This is a genomic window from Ignavibacteriota bacterium (assembly GCA_016212665.1).
GTDB lineage: Bacteria > Bacteroidota > Ignavibacteria > UBA10030 > SZUA-254 > FW602-bin19.
The window spans coordinates 307606-325644 of record JACREZ010000016.1 but is presented as its reverse complement, the minus strand read 5'-3'; the positions used below and the strand labels follow the sequence as shown (position 1 = coordinate 325644).

General features: G+C 41.6%; 10 protein-coding genes. 5 read left to right on the top strand and 5 right to left on the bottom strand.

Annotated features, from left to right (window positions below):
* The first annotated feature begins 443 nt into the window (after positions 1–443).
* Together HY960_06135 and HY960_06130 are read left to right on the top strand one after the other, a co-directional pair.
* Positions 444–674, top strand: coding sequence for a hypothetical protein (locus HY960_06135; protein ID MBI5215314.1), 231 nt, complete (start codon positions 444–446; stop codon positions 672–674).
* A 620-nt stretch (positions 675–1294) separates the two neighbouring features.
* Positions 1295–5188, top strand: coding sequence for a T9SS type A sorting domain-containing protein (locus tag HY960_06130; protein ID MBI5215313.1), 3894 nt, complete (start codon positions 1295–1297; stop codon positions 5186–5188).
* Between the two features lie 449 nt (positions 5189–5637).
* Here HY960_06130 and HY960_06125 read toward each other — a convergent pair whose 3' ends face one another.
* Positions 5638–6564 carry a sulfurtransferase gene (locus HY960_06125; GenBank protein ID MBI5215312.1) on the bottom strand — a complete coding sequence of 309 codons (927 nt, stop codon included), beginning with the start codon at positions 6562–6564 and terminating at the stop codon, positions 5638–5640.
* Between the two features lie 163 nt (positions 6565–6727).
* Here HY960_06125 and HY960_06120 point away from each other — a divergent pair, with 163 nt between their 5' ends.
* From HY960_06120 to HY960_06110, 3 genes are read left to right on the top strand one after another with little or no spacing between them, the layout of a single operon-like run.
* The gene (locus HY960_06120) at positions 6728–8728 is read left to right on the top strand and encodes a TonB-dependent receptor (GenBank protein MBI5215311.1); all 2001 of its coding nucleotides are present in this window, start codon (positions 6728–6730) and stop codon (positions 8726–8728) included.
* 9 nt (positions 8729–8737) lie between these two features.
* Positions 8738–9307: a DUF4154 domain-containing protein gene (locus tag HY960_06115; GenBank protein ID MBI5215310.1), complete on the top strand. Its 570-nt coding sequence runs from the start codon at positions 8738–8740 to the stop codon at positions 9305–9307.
* 15 nt (positions 9308–9322) lie between these two features.
* A complete protein-coding gene (locus HY960_06110) occupies positions 9323–12025 on the top strand; it encodes a PAS domain S-box protein (protein ID MBI5215309.1) in 2703 nt (900 codons plus the stop codon).
* On the opposite strand, the gene HY960_06105 is transcribed toward HY960_06110, so the two are convergent.
* The 4 genes from HY960_06105 to HY960_06090 form a co-directional block, all read right to left on the bottom strand.
* Complete coding sequence (locus HY960_06105) at positions 12006–12821, bottom strand: SDR family oxidoreductase (protein ID MBI5215308.1); 816 nt, start codon at positions 12819–12821, stop codon at positions 12006–12008. The two genes, HY960_06110 and HY960_06105, sit on opposite strands and share 20 nt — an antisense overlap.
* 72 nt (positions 12822–12893) lie before the next feature.
* Positions 12894–14705: a hypothetical protein gene (locus HY960_06100; protein MBI5215307.1), complete on the bottom strand. Its 1812-nt coding sequence runs from the start codon at positions 14703–14705 to the stop codon at positions 12894–12896.
* Positions 14706–15653 carry a PorV/PorQ family protein gene (locus HY960_06095; GenBank protein ID MBI5215306.1) on the bottom strand — a complete coding sequence of 316 codons (948 nt, stop codon included), beginning with the start codon at positions 15651–15653 and terminating at the stop codon, positions 14706–14708.
* Between the two features lie 16 nt (positions 15654–15669).
* Positions 15670–18027, bottom strand: a complete 2358-nt coding sequence (locus HY960_06090; GenBank protein MBI5215305.1) for a hypothetical protein — start codon at positions 18025–18027, stop codon at positions 15670–15672.
* Between the last annotated feature and the right edge of the window lie 12 nt (positions 18028–18039).

Genomic DNA, 18039 nt, shown 5'->3' with positions numbered 1-18039 from the left:
ACAATAATAATTAAACATCACGCAGTTACTTTTTTTTTAACATAATTATAAAATGCAACAACAATATTAATTAAAATTACTTGAGGATGGTATGATAGGCATAACTAATTTTTATTCACCGGAGAACGAGGCTCTCATCGCTTGGTCTCCCAAGAAACGGCATGAGCGAAAACACTTATTCCGCCGAAGGCACAACACACCGATTTTACGGGAAGCAATTTTTAAAAGACTTTCCTACACACAACATAAACCCTCTGTACTTGTAATATAGTTTGTACTCCAGATAATGAGTACAAGCAAAAGCGAAGGCGGTGGATTACTGTTTTCAGTTTTCCATAGTAACAAAGAACGACTATGTTCGTTCGATGGCGAACTACGTGCTTTTCAGAATTCAAGCAATTTATTTTTTACTTTTTCCAGCCACTAACATTAATAGGATGGTTATGAAATACCTTACTCTATTTCTCTTCTCATCAATCTTTTTTTCCTCTTTAACTATTTCACAGGAGAGGCAAAACATAACAACATATAAATTAGATGATGGAATTATTTATAAGACAACAAATAAAACAACATGGCAATCAGTTCCGACTTCAGAACCGGTGCAATTGCTTGCATGGCATCCGGAACGAGCCAATATTGTTCTTGCAGTTATTCATGACATTGTATGTTAAGTGAACACGCAGGCAAACGTATTATGAGCGTGTTGCCGAATTGTCTTTGCGAGCAAAGCGAAGCAATCTCACTATCGAAGGTAGAACAGAATGCGGGATTGTTTCGTCGCTTCGCTCCTCGCAAAGACACTTTTCGGTATTCGGAAACACGCTCAATAAGCAACACGCTTTTAAAAAATGAGTATGTAAAAATAATAGTCGTCGATATTTTTTGAAAGAAACGCGTCTTACACAATAACAAACATTCAAAAAATATTCAATACATTTATCCCACGATTGATTATTGAAGTGGGATGATTATATAGTCTCCATGTATTTTATTACAACAAATATTAAGGTGAGTTATGAATACAAATAAGTATAAAATCATTTTTCTTGCTGTTCTTTTCAATTCTTTCGTTACAGGACAAACCAGTCATGGAGTTAAGGATAGTCTCTTATTTCGTTTCTTTAAACCAGATGGTAACGAAGCAATTATCAATGGTAATGATAAATCGATTCCGATGAATAAGGCAATCCGCGCCATGTTGCCTCGTATGTTCGAGAGAATGAATGAACGAGAACAATCTGTGGCATTGGAAAAACTCCCCCGAAATCTTCGCGAGGTCATCGAACGAACGATGTTAAGTTCTTTGTTACTTACTCAAAGTGATAAATCTAATCAACCATCACCTTCACAGTTAAGTGAGAACCAGAACATCAACTCAAATCAAGTAGGTTCAACACAAACAAATTTCTGGCAAACATGTAACGGACCATACGGGGGATATATCACTTCAGTCGCTATAAATTCAACCGGAGATATTTATGTAGGTACGTTCGGTAGAGGTGTTTACCGGACCACTGATAACGGAGAAAACTGGACACAAGTTACGATTGATTTCCCTCATTTGTATGTTGACTGTCTATCCATCAACGATAGTGGACATATCTTTGCAGGAAGTGATGGGAGTGGAATTTATCGTTCCACTGATAACGGAGAAAATTGGACATGGCTTGCAAATGGTCTGACCAATATGAACATACAAACTCTGGCTATTAATGATAGTGGACATATCTTTGCAGGAACCGGTGCAGGAGGTGGTATTTTCAGATCAACAAACAACGGAAATAACTGGACCAATATTAACAGTGGCTTGACATTCCCTTATATTTGGTCTATTGCATTTAATGACAGTGGGCATGTTTTTGCCGGGGCTGGAAACGGAAATATCTACCAATCTAAAAATAACGGTGATTTATGGTTATTAATTGATTCCGGTTTAACCACTGGATTAATTACATCAATCGCCATTGATAATCAAGGAAAAATCTTTGCATCCTACGCCTCGAGTTTTAGTAGTGGAGGCGTACTACGTTCTACAGATAATGGTATGACTTGGATAGGTGTGAATAACGGTTTGAATGATAAAAGTTTTTGGTCAATTGCGGTAAACGATAGTGGGCATCTTTTTGCTGGAACATATGATGGTTTAGTGTTCAGAACAATGGATCACGGAGCGAGTTGGACTCAAATAATGACACTTGGATTGAAGGATCAATCTGTTTTTTCACTTGCATTTAACCATAACGGACATGTTTTCATGGGGACAGGAGGCGCTGGCGTATTACGGTCAATTGATAACGGGGAACGTTGGACATCGATTAATACAGGGTTGACTAATATACATGTTCTATCTTTGGCTACATCAGCAAATGGACATATATTTGTTGGCACGTATCAAAGTGGTCTCTATAGGTCAACTGACAATGGAGAAAACTGGGAACCAACTAACAATGGTCTGACGGATAGTTATGTTTGGTCACTTTTGTGTACCCCTGATGGACAAATTTTTGCAGGAAATTACGACGGTATTTTCCGTTCAACGAATGATGGAGAAAATTGGACACAAGTCTACTCAGGTTCTTATATTTTCTCATTTGCTATAAATTCAAACGGAGATCTTTTCGCTGGAAGCTATGACAACGTGCTTCGTTCCACTGATAACGGGGTTACATGGGTAGAACAAAATATTGGAACGTCGATGCATTTAGTCGCATCGTTATCCTGCAATGAGAGTGGACATATTTTTGCAGGTTCTAGAAAAGGGGTTGTTCGTTCGACCGACAATGGCGAACACTGGACAAAGATTCTTGATGGTACCGTTTATCATAATTCTCTTTGCGTTACAAAGAATGGTTATCTGTTTGTAAGCACATGGGATACATTCCTCCGTTCTTCAGATAATGGTAACACATGGATTGATCTTTACAATAATGATATTCGGTCAATTACTGCAAATTCAAGAGGACATATTTTTATTGGTGATGCTGCACATGGAATTTTCCGCTCAACTAATGATGGATATTCTTGGGGAACAATTAATTCAGGATTGAGTGATCCAATACCTGATATTTGGGCATTAGCTGTCAGTCCAACCGGAGTAATCTTCGCGGGCAGTCAACTACGCGGTGTTTTTCGCAGCACACGCTCAACAACAACCCAAATTAGTGGTATGAAATTCCGAGATCGCAATGTTAATGGAATTAAAGATTCTGGTGATGTTGCGTGGGGTGGATGGAAAATATATCTCGGCGGTGCGGAGGACGAATCAACCTATACTGATTGGAACGGTAAATACTTATTTCAAGATTTGGCCGGCGGTGACTATATAGTCTATCAGGAAAATAAACCTGAGATGCCACAATCACTCCCAGGAAACAATGGTGTGTACAATATAACACTTACAGTGGGTGATAGCGCAGATGGAATTGATTTTGGTAATTACTATTTCGGATCTATCGAAGGAATAAAATTCGAGGATCTGAATGGAAACCATCAGAGAGATGACAATGAACCAGGCATTTCCGATTGGAAAATTAGACTAGAGGGTCCAAGAATAGATTCGGTTGTTACCGATAGTAACGGGTATTATCGTTTTAACTCGCTTCAACCGGGTTTATACACAGTAAGTGAAGACGAACGTAGCAGTTGGTTACAAACATGCCCGGATTCTATCGAACGTTACATGATTCAAGTGAAGGAAGGAACGTATTATACGGGACATGACTTTGGCAATATGCAATTCAGTGCTATAGTAGGCAAAATATTTTTTGATGAAAATCAAAATGGTGTAAGGGATAGCGCTGAAGTTGGACTGAGCGGTTGGAAAATTTGGCTCAATGGTCCGATAAATGATTCAACTGTGACAGATATTAAAGGTAATTATGGTTTTTCTGCACTTTCAATGGGTTCCTACACATTAAGTGTCGAAGTAAGACCCTATTGTTTTCACAATCAGTCACCTCCGGATCTAGACTCAATAACAATCGCCGACGATTCATTGATATTGGATACGAACTTTGGTATGGTTGGTTTTTGTACGATTAGTCAACTCCCCTCTTCCTATAATCAAGATTGGAATGTTGTTTCTATCCCTGTGATAGTTCCTGACCTTAGAAAGGAAATTTTATTCCCGTTCAGCAAATCAAATGCTTTTGCTTATGAGGGTAGATATGTTCAGCAAGACACTCTATCGTACGGCAAGGGATACTGGCTTAAATTGGAGCTAGACACAACTATTATTCATTCTGGACTTCCTTTAACACGGGATACAATTGAAGTTCTGAAAGGATGGAATATTATTGGCTCGTTCAGTGAGCCGGTTTCTATCGCTCGGATTTTAACGTTTCCTGAATCACTTCTTGTAACCACATTTTATCAATACGAGGGAAGTTATTTTTCAACAGATACCATTCAACCCGGAAAAGGTTATTTAGTTAAAACAAATCAAAGTGGGAAACTCTTTCGTTCTTCAGGTATTTTACCATCAAATTTTCCGAAAGAAGTATCTAGTGCTTTGTCATCATTAAGTAGAATGACAATCGAGGATGCAACAGGTAAATATCAAAACCTTTATTTTGGACAAAAAATGGAATCAGATCATCCATTAACTTACTATGAACTTCCTCCATTACCGCCTGTTGGTGTTTTTGATGCGCGCTTTGCTACGAATAGAATAGTAGAGTTTAGTATGAACGAAACTCCGCGAATAATTCCAATTAATATTTCTTCACCTCAATATCCTCTAAGGATTAGCTGGTTAATGAATGTTCTTCAACCGGTGAATGGTTCAATTGTTATTGATGGAAAAACAATTGCACTCAATGGTAGTAGTGTCATCTCTATTCAAAATCCCATAGAAAATATTCACATACAACTTGAATCAAATACAATCACAGGATTTCCTAAGTCATACGCTTTGCATCAGAACTTCCCCAATCCCTTCAACCCAACCACAGAAATAAAATACGACCTCCATGAAGATGCGTTCGTTTCTCTTATCGTCTATGATGTGCTTGGTCGTGAAGTGCAAACGCTTCTCAATGGGATGGTAAGCGCGGGATATAATTCTGTACCATTCAATGCTTCGCTGTTACCAAGCGGTGTCTATTTCTATCGCTTCTCTGCTACGCCGGTCAGCGGACAAACCGGTTCCTTCACTGACATGAAGAAGATGTTATTAGCAAAATGACGTTAGTCAGTTTGATAATAATCCCGTAGAGCGGGGATTCTCGCGAAGTAACACTATCAATCAGAAATAGAATAGTTCAGCACAGTAAGGGCGATTTGGCCTACTGACCCGTAGGGCAAATCGCCCTACATATTGCCGTTTTTGAGTCGTTTTAGGGAATCAGTTCACAAAACCGGTGAACCGGTTCAGTAACTTTATGTATTAATTCACCGGTTTCGTGAACGAATTCACCGATTTGGTGAAATAGTTCAACGGAATGGTGAATTTGTTCATACTATTCGTGAACCGGTTCATAACAAGGGTGAACTATTTCAATACTTTCATGAACGTATTCAGAGGAAAGGTGAAATAATTCACCTCGTCGGTGTAGTATTCCTAGAATGGTATGTGGCAATGCTCTTTTACAACTGTATCAGACAGGAGTCTATCCAAAAGTCTGAACAATTTCACTATTTCGTCGAATCTGCTTTTGGAGAAATTTCCACCGGTAAATCGTCTCTTCCGCTCCAGTCTTCAAACGAACCATCGAAGAGATGCGCTTTATAGCCTAAGTATCGCGCAACAACATACACCAAACTGCCGGTCTGACCGACATGACAATACGATGTAACTTCTGTATTCGCTTTCACTCCGGCATTGAGAAACATCTCTTTCAATGTTGGTTCATCAAGAAATTTGTTTGTACTATCCACCAGTGTGGAATAGTAAATATTTTTCGCGCCGGGAATGTGTCCCGCACGTTGCGCTCCTCCTGTGGTACTGAGATAAAACTGCGGGGCGCGTGCATCAACGATCGTCATTGTTGAATCACCCAGATACTTGTTCACCCAATCTGCATTCACAAAAATATCTGATTGAATATCCGGCGTGAACGAACTCCGTTCCACCTTCGGAATTTCTGTCGAGAGCGGATTTCCATCCGCTTTCCACGCTTCAAGTCCGCCATCAAGTATTGCCGTTTGATTTCCCATCCCCAGATATTCAAACGTAATAAACATGCGCGCAACCGGACTGACATTTCCACCGACTCCGCACAGGATAATTTTCGAATCATTGGAAATACCGAGTTCTTCTACCTTTGCATCAAGTTCTTCGACAGGAAGCACTTCATACGATAAATCGGGATTGGACATCGCCATCCATCCGTGCCAGAGAAAACGAGCGCCGGGGATATGTCCTTTCGTATACTCTCTCCGGGTTTGTGCAACCTGAAGAACAACAAGATTCTCGTCATTGAGATGGTCCTTCAGCCATTGCACATTGACAACGATTGGGAGCGTTCTTTTTTCAGTTTGTGCGGCGGTTCCTCTATTGCTTAAAAAACAGAGCAAACCAATAATAGTACAAAGTACAAACAGGGTACGAAGCGATTTCATAGGGAGTTCCTTTATGTTGATAAACGTTTTCTTTCTTAACGTACGGAATTTGTAACTGTTTCACCAATCACACTTGAAAAAAATAGGAAGAATATCCCTTGTTTCTGGTGTAGATATTTTTTATTATGAGAAAAATTATTCTCACAATTTCACGGTCATTTCAATGAAAACTACAATAACGGGGGTTTTCATATTGACGGTATTTGTTCTTTTCTGTATAGAAACCGGTTTACCCCAGGAAACTGTCTCAGAGCAAGAAGATACTTCGTTAGATTCACTTCTGAATATGAAAGTCAGTACGGCGGCAAAATACTGGCAGACCAGTAGTGAGGCTCCTGCGTCGGTTACTATCATTACCTCCAAACAAATCGAACGCTATGGATACTCCACGCTTGATGATGTTCTCCGTAGTGTTCGCGGCTTTTACACCAGTTACGACAGGAACTACAGTTATATCGGCGTTCGCGGGTTTAGCAGACCTACAGATTACAATGACAGGCTTCTCCTCCTCCTTAACGGTCATACAATGAATGAAAACGTGTATGGCTCGATGCTTGCGGGGAACGACTTACCGATTGACCTCAGGAGTTTAGATAGAATCGAAATCGTCCGCGGTCCGGGCTCCGCTCTCTATGGAACGGGAGCGATGTTTGCCGTCATCAATCTCATCACAAAAAAAGGAAATGATATTGACGGTATCAATCTTTCCACCGAGTTCGGAAGTTATGGAAAACTTGGAGCAAATGTTCTCTACGGCAAACAATTTGAAAATGCTCTGGATGTCTTGTTTTCCTTCCGTGCAGGCAAAATTCAGGGTCAGGATTTGTACTACCGAGAATATGATAGTGTACAAACAAATTACGGCGTTGCACAAAATATCGATGACGAACACTTTGCCGGATTGATTGGTTCGCTTCAATACAAGTACACCTCGTTGCTTGTTTCGTTCACGAATCGTTTCAAACGAGTCCCGACCGCCGCATTTGAAACTATCTTCAACGACCCTTCTTTTACCTCAAGAGATAAACGAGGTCTCATCGAACTCTTGCATGACTATCCGTTCGCTACCGATAAAAACATTATGAGCCGTCTGTACTATGATTATTATGAATATTTTGGCTCCTATCCCTATGAAACCATGCTGAATTATGATGCTTCGACAGGAAAGTGGTATGGAGGAGAAGTACAATTTCGATGGGATGTTTTTCCCGGCAACCGGTTTACCATCGGTACGGAATTCAGAAATAACCTCCATTCCGATTACCGTAACTGGACAGCCGATTCCGTCTTCTTCGATAAGAATTTTCCGTTCAATATTTTTTCTCTCTACCTTCAGAATGAGTTTCAGGTTTTTGAGAATCTTTCTTTCACCGCCGGAATTCGCCGTGATGAATATTCAACGGTGGGGAGCGCTACGACTCCACGACTTGCGCTCATCTTCAACATCTTGCCGACCAGCACGTTGAAAATGCTTTACGGCGAAGGCTTTCGTTCTCCTAACACCTATGAAACCAACTACGAAGACAATTTCTCTTCTTGGGTTCAAAACACGAATTTGAAACCGGAAAAAATCATTACCTCTGAAATTGCATGGGAACAGCGATTCACTAAAGATGTTTTTGGCGTTCTCTCTCTCTACTCGTATGATATGGATGAGTTGATTGATCCGGTCATTGATTCTTTGGGAATTTCACAATTTCAAAACATCAGCGATATTCATGCTCAGGGAATTGAAACAGAACTGAATTTCCGCACCGATATCGGTCTGAACGGCTACACAAGTTTTATCTATCAAAAAGCACGGGACCCGCTTTTAGATGGTAATATTTCAAACTCCCCAACGACGATTCTCCGTCTTGGGTTCTCGTATCAACTTGTTCCTTCACTCACACTCAGCAGTGAAGTACGTTATACATCAGAACGATACACCGTCAATCGTACCACAACCGATCCTTTTATCATTGCAAATCTGAACATTCATGCAAAAGCAGGAACAAAGGCAGAGAGCGGAATTGGAAAATTGCTCAATAATATCGAGTGTTCTCTTCTTGTTGAAAATATCTTCAACACATCGTATGCTACCCCTGGTGGAATAGAGCATCGTCAAGATGCAATACCACAAGATGGAAGAACCTTTCTATTCAGAATCGGATATACGTTATAAATTCTGACGATGAAACGTTTTTCCGCACTCATCCTATTTCTCTCCCTGTTTTGGTCGAACTCCTTTTCCCAGGAAATGCCGGTTCCGGTGGACATTCAATTCCGGCTACTGAAAAAAATTCTCAGTTACGACAGGAATCTGAGAACGAGGTGTGGCGATACATTAGTCATCGGCATCGTTTACCAGAAACGATTCCGTAGTTCACTCAATACAAAAGAAGAAATTCTCCGTGTCAGCGGTGAACAACCGGAACAGAACATTGAAGATGTTCCTTTCATTTGTACTGCTTATGAAATCAATTCAACGGCAGAAATGGAACATCTCCTTACAAACAACAATCTTGATATAGTTTACCTGACTCCTTTGCGTGGTATTGATATTGAACAGGTCGCTCTTCTGTGTAAGGAAAAATATGTTTTTACGTTCACCGGTGTCCCCGCCTATGTTTCCTCAGGCATCATCGTAGGTATCGATTTAAAAATTGAACATCCACAAATTCTTATCAATCTTTCATCCGCTAAGGCGACAAAAGTTGATTTTAATTCCCAGTTACTTAAACTCTCCAAAATAGTTCATTAACAACAGGAACGATACATGTCCCGGTTTTCACTGAGTATTCGGAATAAACTTGTCATTCTTTTTTCCCTGTTGGTTTTGATTATTTCAATCTTCATTTACATCTATGTGCCTTCCCGTATCGAAGAGCAGGCGGGGCATGCGTTGAGGGAAAAAACAAAGAGCATTGCTCGAATGACTGCGTTCAGTTTAAGTTCCGCACTTGTTTTTCATGATGTGCGAACACTCAACGAGGAACTCCAGGGAGCGAAACAAAACAGTGATGTCGTGTATATCGTCATCCATAACGATACCGGGAATGTGGTTTCGGAATATAATCTTGTTCAGGCTGAACAACAAGCATACTCAGTAATTGACACACACAATATTCTCTCGGCAAACGAACAACTCTATAAAACATCAACTCCGATTTTCAGCAACAATAAAAACATCGGGACATTATTTATCGGTGTTTCGTTATCGAACGTTCGTCGTGAAGTTGAAAAGAGTAAAAATAATATTGCCCTTGTTAGTTTTTTTGTTTTTCTCACCGGGATACTGACCGTGATAGGCTTTAGTAGTCTTGTCACTTCTCCACTCCGGCAAATGGTGAAAACTGTTGATACAATTTCTGAAGGCGACCTCACGCATCGCGCCGTTGTTGTTTCAAACGACGAGGTTGGACATTTGGCTCGTTCGTTCAACAGGATGGTTGATAATGTTCAGACCGCTCATGAGGAACTTGAACAACTGAACCGGACGCTCGAAAGACGCGTTGATGAACGTACCAAGGAACTCCGTCTCGAAATCAATGAGCGAAAACAGGCGGAAAGTAAATTACGAGAAAGTGAAGAGCGGTTCCGTCAACTTTCCGAAGCAAGTTTTGAAGGAATTGCAATTCATTCGCAGGGCATCCTGTTAGAGGGAAATACAACCCTTGCGCGCATGTTCGGGTATGATTTACAGGAGATGATTGGAAAAAACGCTACTGACTTTGCCGCCCCGGAATCAAAAGCACTTGTTGAAAAAAATATCCGTTCCGGGATTGAATCCCCGTATGAAACAGTCGGCATCAGGAAAGATGGAACGACCTTTCCCGTAGAACTGATTGGCAGGGCGATGAACTATCATGGAAAAAATGCACGGGTAACTGCTATCCGTGACATCACCGAACGGAAACAAGCGGAAAATGCCTTACGCGATTCAGAACAAAAACTACGTCAAAGCCTTGCCCTGCAAAAACGATTGCTCAGTTCGCTCCCGACTATTTCATTTATCACGACAGATTTTCAGGCAATGATTACATCGTTCAGCCCGGGAGCTGAGCAAATTTTCGGATACACGGCGGAAGAAGTTATCGGGAAATCGGTCGCACTCGTTCATCTCCCTGAAGATGCGGCAAAATTCCCCGAAATCATTCGCAAGCAACTTGCCGGACACATCGGGTACAGTGGCGAGATGACTCTTATCAGGAAAAACGGTGAACAATTCCCTGCTCAATTTATTACTGCCCCCATCATGGATGCCGACGGAACTGTGATGGGATTACTCGGTGTATCCCAGGATATTACCGAACGAAAGCGACTCGAAGACCAACTCAGGCAGGCACAAAAGATGGAAAGCATCGGAACACTTGCCGGCGGCATTGCACACGATTTCAACAACATTCTTGGAATTATTCTCGGCTATGTTTCCTCTCTTCAGCGAAACAAAGATTTCTCGAAACAGCAGTTTGATAAAAGCGCTGAAGCAATCAATAAAGTTATCATACGAGGTGCGAATCTCGTGCGACAACTACTGACGTTCGCGCGTAAAACAGATGTCCAGTTTGAGCCGACAAACGTGAATGATATCATCATCGAATTGGTGAAGATGATTCAGGAAACGTTCCCGAAAACAATTACTGCGACCTTTTCTCTTGATAAAAACCTTCCGTTTATTATTGCAGACCATAACCAACTTCATCAATCATTATTGAATTTATGTGTGAATGCACGCGATGCAATGCCGAATGGCGGTACAATCAATATTGCTACCTCCATCGCCCCTAAGAGTTCTATTGTTCAACAACATCCCGAAGCACAGGAAGAATACTATGCTTCCATCCTTCTCAGCGATACAGGGACCGGAATGAAGAGGGAAACAGTTGAACGAATTTTCGAACCGTTTTTCACAACAAAAGAAATCGGGAAGGGAACGGGATTGGGACTTGCTGTCGTGTATGGAATCGTGCAAAGTCATCACGGTTTTGTTGATGTTGAAAGTATTCCGGGCTCAGGAACAACATTCCGAATCCTTCTTCCGATGGTTCCGGGTAGCATTGAGGCTATTAAACAGGAACCGGAAATCGAACAGTTTATTCCGGGAGGAACAGAAACCATTCTTATTATTGAAGATGAGGAATTATTGCTCGAACTGATTGATGCTTTGTTACAGCAATACGGGTACACTGTCCTCACGGCACATGATGGTGAAGAAGCCATTTCATTGTATGAAAAACATCACTCAAACATTCAACTTGTCGTAACCGACCTCGGACTACCGAAGATGAGCGGTTGGCAAGTGTTTCTAAAAATGAAAGAAATCAACAGAAACGTGAAAGTCGTTTTAGCGACTGGGTATTTAGAACCTCACGAAAAAAATCTTTTCTTCGATGGTGGAATTCTGGATATTCTCACCAAGCCGTACGAGCCTGCAGAATTATTGAAAAAGGTTCATCAGGTTATGCATACTCCTTCGTAGTTTCACCTCGCCGCTTATGGAGAGAATGGACGATGGCAAGTAATATTTTCTGAGGGAGAAAACGGATACAGAAAACCAGAAGTTTGTTCAACACTCCCGGAATAATAATTCTCTTCCCTTCTATCATACCTGCATATGCAGATTCTGCTACGGAGTTCGCATTCATCATGAAGACAGATTTCAACAAATGCATGTTTGCCATTCCGGCGTGATGTTGGAATTCTGTTTCCGTCGGACCGGGACATAATGTCGAAACTGTAATTCCGGTTCCTTTTACTTCTTCGGATAACGCCTCAGAAAACGAACGAACAAATGCTTTCGTTGCATAATACACAGACATCTTCGGTCCGGGAAGAAACGCGGCAACCGAAGCAACATTCATTATTTTTCCCTCTCCCCGTGCAATCATTTCCCTGAGAACATACTTTGTAAGTAACGCGAGATTGACCATGTTGAGATTCATCTCGCTTTTCTCTTTTTCTTCGTCAAGTTCCCAAAACTTTCCCCACGTTCCGAAACCGGCGTTGTTCACGAGTACCTCGACAGTAATTTCTTTTGCCTGAAGCACCCGATATAAATCTCCGGCTGAAGTTGGAAGCGAGAGGTCATATGAAATCACCTGACACGTAATGTCGTGGATTGCCTTCAGCTCTTCTGCAACCAGAGTTAATCGTTGCTCATCACGTGCAACCAAAACAAGGTTATGTCCGTTCCGGGCAAATACTTTGGCAAGTTCAAGCCCGATACCGCTTGAGGCACCCGTAATAAGCGCTGTCCCTTTGAGAGACTCACTCATTATTCACTGTAGAATAAAAAAAATGCCGCCTACTTTTTTGAAGCAAGCGGCACTGTGAATTGTTCACGAAACTTATTTTGAACGCAATTGACTCACCCAGCCCGGGATAGGAGAATTAGTTTTATAGAAATACTCCGCCGAGTTGAAGGTATTGATATCGCTATCAACTTTGTCTGCATACCGGGCAATTGACCACCACTCAGGAATTTCCGGCGCAGGTTTGTTGTGGGGGTAATCAACAGTAATATGTACATCACCAAATCGAACTACCTCGAGAGTGACTGCATCTAAACCCAAAAATTCATCTGTAACAGTTGAGTTAAGTTGGGATACTCTTAACAAGCGGATTTCACTTGATGGGAAAATGCTCCATTTTGCTAACTTAAAATCACCGCGTAATTGTTGAAAGAAAATCGAATCGAATCTGTCGGAAGAAAATACTGCGGCAACATCAAGAGCGAGCAACGTAGCGTTGTTACTGGATGCGGCAGAAAAATGATTGTCAAACCTGTCTTCATCACTTGTAACAACGAAAAAGTTTCCCGGTTTTAGAGTAGCATTACCCTGCGCCTGTAGGTAAAGATTTCCTGTATCAACCTTTGTGATAAAGTCGGGGTTGTAGTCGAACGGCGGCTGAAAGAAGATGTGTCTGCGTTCACCATATATTTTTAAAACATACGCACTCTGGGAAACTGTCAAGAACGGACTGACAAATGTACCTGCAAGAAGGTTCTCTGTTGTCCCGCTTGATTGCTGACGCCAATTCAATCCGCCATCGAATGTATAAAGTACAAGTCCGCCATCTCCATAGATAAATCCTCGTACAGAATCCACAAACTCGACATGATTGAGATTCACAGTGGTGCCGCTGTTCTGACTTGTCCACGTGGAGAAACCTTGAGTTCGGGTATTGACAATAGTTCCGTTTTCACCGACTGCCCATGCATATCCTTCGTTCACATACGCTACTGATTTCAGATTTGCTGTAACGCCTGATGCATCAAGGTTCCACGTAGCGCCGCCATTGGATGTATATAAAATTGTCCCGTTATCCCCGACACAACGACCGCTACTGGAACTATTCGCCTTCAAAAATCTGATTGAATGGTACCGAACCTTCCTCGGAACGGCTTGTGCTTGCCATCCGATTGCAAAACTATTCAATCGTAATATAATACTGTCGCCACATGCCATAGCAGGTGAAACATCGGTGGCGAAAATAGAACGGATTTTGTTTGTGACTAATTTGACGTTTGTGCCAGTTGTGTCTATTTTTACTTTCGACCATGTAACACCGCGGTTTGCCGTTGTGAGAATGACACCGCTATCCCCGCACACCCATTGGAGCTTTGCATTCGGCGATGAGTAAGCGGATAAAACCCAATTGCTATACAAATTAATGTTTTGATTGGAAAATGTATAGATGACAAACCATGTTTTTCCTTTATCGTTACTTCGATAGATTTTACCTTTATCACCCACTGCAAACAATGTATCTTCAGTAAAAAAATCAATGCTGTTAAATTTCGGAACGACACCAGTGAGTGTATCATCCCAGGTAGCTCCGGTATTTGTTGTATGTAAAACAACTCCACCCGAACCAACAGCCCAACCTTCCGCAGGAAATTCATAATTGAAAACATTGATATTGTGATTCGTCGGATTGAACAATTCAATCCAGGAATACGAGTAGAATTTATCAGGTGAAATCGTATAAACTTCATTGATGATTAAATCATTACCAACCGCCTTTGCCGGCAATGGCTCTTTGTCGGTCATTAAATCACATCCGGACAAAGAGATTATCAATAAAATCGCCACAGTAATTGTAAATTTTAACTTCATCAAAATCTCCAGTAATTTTCCATGTTCATTATTATTCATTTAGAATTGCATTTCGAAGGTAAATGAGTGAGTGCCGGGCAAGTACGTGAAATTATTATACCCGTAATCAAACATCCCGTCCACACCGAACGATTCCAACTTAATACCAAAGCCACCTGTTACATTTTCCTGGTCATAGGCAAATTTCCACCCGCCACGAAGAGCAAATAAATTATTCACAGAATATTCCGCGCCAACATTGTACTGTTCGTCCGCATCGTTCAAGCGTGTAACCTGCAAGGTTGTAACCATCGCATGGTTGTCTTCTTTGATGAGGTCATAAAGAACACCGAACCTCAGCGCTGTGGGAAGAGAATATGTTTCTTTAATATATTGTAAGTCTTTTCCGATATTTGTGAGCGAAACTCCGATACGGCTGTTTAATACCGGAATATCATACAACGTACCGATATCGAATGCAAACGTCGAAGCGGAGTATTCAGAATTAAAAAGACTTGAGCGAATAATTTTTGTACTTACGCCCACAACAAATTGGTCAGTAACTTGACGGGAATATGCAAAACTAATTGCATACTCACTTGCACGGAACGTCCTTCCATCACCTTCCGGAAAAGCATTGGTCGTCACCTTCATTTCGTCGGTTGCAAGCATCATCATTCCAACCCCGATATTTCCGATACCTTCTAACCGTACTGTTGCACCGGCATAGGAATAATCTATTCCGGCGAACCATGATGTATAGTTAATACCGACACCATAATTTGTCACCGACATCATTCCGGCGGGATTGTAGCCAATAGATGCGGCACCCTGCGCCAATGCAACCTGTGCGCCCCCCATCCCGACCGCTCGTGCGCTTAACGGTAATTTCAAAAATTGTCCCGTTACCGAACCTGAACGGTTTCCTGAAAAGCCGTCCGTTGAGACGAAAAACAGGAGCAGGATTACCACTCCGATGATTTGTTGTAAAGTTCTCTTCGTATTCATAATGTTATTCCTTTCATTAACGAATCAAAACAAATTTGCCGACTTGTCTTCCGTATTCCGATTCTACCGTGAAGACATAGATTCCGCTAGCGAGAGCGCGATGGCTTTCACTTTGAATATTCCAGTCAATTTCTCCTACATCGCTGGTTCCGGCATCGTGTTCCAGTGTGGTGACCAAGTCACCGGCGATTGTAAATACGCGAATCGTACACTTCCTCGGCAGATGGATGAATTTGATTTTCCTTGCATTTTCATCCCAGTTGTAATTCTCTCCTTCAAAACCACCTTGTTGTCTCGTATAGTTTTCATCTACACGATAAGGATTCGGTACTGCTAATACTTCTCCGAGTTCCTCGGAAATAGAGAATGGCAACTTCACCTGAATTGCGTTTTCTAATAAATCCGATTCTGTATTCTCACTGTAGAGTGAGTCATACAGAACACCTCCAGAGGCAAGAGGACGCGCTATAACAGTCAGATCCGGAATTCCAAATGATGTGACCGCGTAGTTGTACACTTTTCCTCGAACGAGATTTGTATCAACGAAAAACGTGTCAAGTCCTACATTGTATTCATATTCATCTCCAGGCATGTCAAACTGCTTTATCAGAGTGTAACTTTTATAATCCGTCATATCGGTACTTTCACTACGATACAGCCTATACCCTTCAAAAATTCTTCCTCCTTTTTCATGCCCTTCCGGTGGATTTTTCTTTCTCCAGTGAGTATCGGGCAATGCCTGAACAATCTTACTTGAATCATCCCAAGTTTCGTATGGTAATTTTTCTGGAACACAACGATATTTCCCATCGCCAACCGGAGTCATCCCCCCCCCGCCCCATGTTAGGGTGATTTTTTTGAATCCTACATCTGTGTTAAGACAAGGTGATGGCGGAATTTTGGGAGTTCGATAATTTCTTCCCCAGAGCTTTATAGCTTTTTCCGCTTGTTCTTTAAGGTTACGTGTTCCACTGGTAATACCATCACCAACTATTAATGCTACTGCAATTTTAAGAGTATCGCCGGGTTTAATAGTTTTAAATGGACCGAAAGAGAAAATAAATCTTGTATCGTTCAGTGAATTCTCGCTTTGATTTCCTTTAATACAATTGGTGTTGCCAAATGCTTCGCACGACATACATGAATAGAGGTCTTCATCGTTTATAGTTCCGCAAGGAGCCTCAAACTCGTGCCATTGGAAAGTATATTTCAGTGATTCCAACGCAATCGGCGTCTCAAGAACAACCAATCCAAGCGGTGTGGCACCTTGCTCGACCGGATTATGAATATATGCAGTTCTCAGTGAATCGAAATACGCGGCATAATTTCTTTGGGGAGAACCCGAAGGACCATGGACATCCATATCAGCAAAGAATCCTACATATACATCGTTCAGCGAATCGCTTGCTTTTTTTCCAACGTTCACAAAATAATATTCGAATGGAATAATACCATTTAAATCGGGTCTGTTCCAGGCATACGATTTTTGAAAGACCTTCATTTTCAATGGTTGATGTGATGTTGGTAGATGACTCGCAGTATCAGTCGCCGACATATAGATATCATTGTCGGAGAACGCTGCAAAGTCTTCATCAACATGCGGTTCACCATGGTCTGGAATACCATTACCCTGGGTATAGTGGTCCCTGCTACGTTTGAATGGTAAAGCATTGGTAACAGGGTCGGGTTTGCACGAATCTTTTTTTGATGGTTCCCAGTTATCGTACCCCGGGTCAGGATTCGTTACAGGGTCATATCCACCCTTACAACCTGTCTCCTCAACATCAAGTAATCCGTCTTTTCCAATATCATCATTGGCGAGAACCCAATCACCGTCATTATCAAAACCATCAAGTTCGTCTTCGTTGAGTCGTCCATCGCCGTCATCATCAATATTCCTGTTCCCCATTCCTTTTTTATAGTATCCTTCCCTATTTGGGTTATACCCTGTATCACTTGCTGAGGTTGTCCAAATTCTATCACGGGCGGTGTCCTTTTGCGATGGCTCAAAATAACTCGTTCCTTGACTGCCGTTGTATCCTTCGGAAACTTTCCTGACACCATCCTGAATAGCGCCAATCCATGGACCAGCGCCATATAAATGCTCGATACACGCAGAGGCAGGATACACAGCTCCAAGCCCGGTAGGTCCGCAATTATCTGCAGGAACATCTCCATCCCATGCTTGAACACCCATAACCATTTGATTACTGAGCCAAACGGAAAATTCGCCGGCTGTTTGTTTTATCCTCTTTGCCCATGCGGCAGTAGTTTTTGCCGGAGTACGAGGTCGCTTCGAGTTGGAATCATCACCGCCATAGACCAACGTGAAGCAAAACGAGAATAATAATATTGTATAAAGTATTTTTTTCATAAAGTTTACCTG